The organism is Rubellimicrobium rubrum, from assembly GCF_006152115.1.
In the GTDB taxonomy this organism is placed as follows: Bacteria; Pseudomonadota; Alphaproteobacteria; order Rhodobacterales; family Rhodobacteraceae; genus Rubellimicrobium; species Rubellimicrobium rubrum.
Window position 1 is genome coordinate 1 of sequence record NZ_VDFU01000097.1, and the last position, 1,394, is coordinate 1,394.

Annotated in this window: 1 protein-coding gene and 1 pseudogene; one reads left to right on the forward strand and one right to left on the reverse strand. The window is 60.1% G+C overall.

The window, feature by feature from the left end; translation table 11 throughout:
* Positions 1-354: 354 nt before the first annotated feature.
* A pseudogene (locus FHG66_RS22555) lies at positions 355-666 on the forward strand (transposase); the annotation flags it as partial.
* Positions 667-735: 69 nt separating this feature from the next.
* Here the strand turns inward: FHG66_RS22555 and tnpB are convergent.
* Complete coding sequence (tnpB, locus tag FHG66_RS23065) at positions 736-852, reverse strand: IS66 family insertion sequence element accessory protein TnpB (protein ID WP_176556401.1); 117 nt, start codon at positions 850-852, stop codon at positions 736-738.
* Positions 853-1,394: the final 542 nt, after the last annotated feature.

A 1,394-nucleotide genomic window follows, 5' to 3' on the forward strand; every position in this document is an offset into this window, starting at 1 on the left:
GGCGAGCCCGGCGCCAACCATCAGGGCAGCTCTGCGCGACAGCATGATCTTCTCCTCTATTGCGTGTCACAAACACCATGCAGGAGAGCGCGCGCGGAAACATTGCGCTGGAACAATGTTTGCGACAGGGCTCTGCATGCCATCCGCAGACGTCTTTGGGACAGCTAGGCGTAGACCGGCAAGGACGGTTCCCGATGAAGGCATTTGTCGAGACCTTGGGCCATCGCCTGATCCAATGTCTGTGCCCGCATGGCTGGCCACGTGAAGCTGCGTCGGCGCTACACGACGTGCGAGACGCAACGTGGACTTGCTTCGAAGAAGTGGAGAGATCTTCCATGAAGGATGAGGTCTCCCATGCCAGAACCGAGGAAGCGCTTCACCCCCGAGTTCCGTGACGGGGCGCCTTGCTCACACGAGCGGGCGGCCCCGTCGCAAGATCGCCGTCGACCTCGGCATTGGGCTCTCCACTCTGCGCGCTTGGATTGATGGCCGCGGTGATGCGCAGATGGAGCGGCCACCCCAGGACTGGCACGAGGACCTGATCGCTGAGTTCAATCTGCTACGGCATAAGCGCGAGATCCTGAATCGGGCCACGGCTTTTCTCGCCAAGGAGAGGAGTCGATGGGGTTTCAACTCATTGATGCGGCGAAGCAGGAAATCCCTGTCTAGTGACCGGTCCCCATTGAGTGGCCCCGTCCCGTCCCATAGGGGCACCTTCATCCGGTTCCCGCACTTCTACCGAAAGACGAAGAGCGACCCGCTGTACGGGTCGTGCTCGAGGTTCGCTTTCACGTAGGCCGCTAGCCCGTCCACACCCTTGCGGAAATCGACGGGCTGGGTGGCAAGGTGCAACTGCAGTCGTGCGCGGGAGCGATCATCGCACCCTCCCCATGGCCCGAAGAAGCATAGTTAGGTCCTCCAGGATGATGTTACGCTCCGTCTCGAACGTCAGCCCGTTTACCGTAGAACGGTTCGCAGAGACGATGATCGGACCAGCCGCGGCGGTCGCGTTTGCTGCGCCCGTTGTACCTGTCTCTTTGACATCAGGAACGTGGATCTCGGCGAAAGGATCACCCACCCGAGGCAGGCAGTAGCCTTCCAGTTTCATCTTGAGCCACCACTTCCGCACCAACTCATGCGAGGTGCGCAGTTAGTTAGCCAAAGCCTTTGCCTTGCGGCTTTCAACGAGCCGATGAACGACCTCCTGCTTCAGTTCGAGTGGCCAGCGGTTCAGCCCGCTCACACTGGTCGGGACCGCGTAACCCCAGATGGTAGGTGATAGACGTTCCTCATCGTCCTCATGTCGAAGAACTTAGAGCCTGACTCGGAACTCTTTCAGCATGCGCAATGGCTTGCGATGCGGCGGGTGAGGAGGCGTATATGGGCGATGAGGA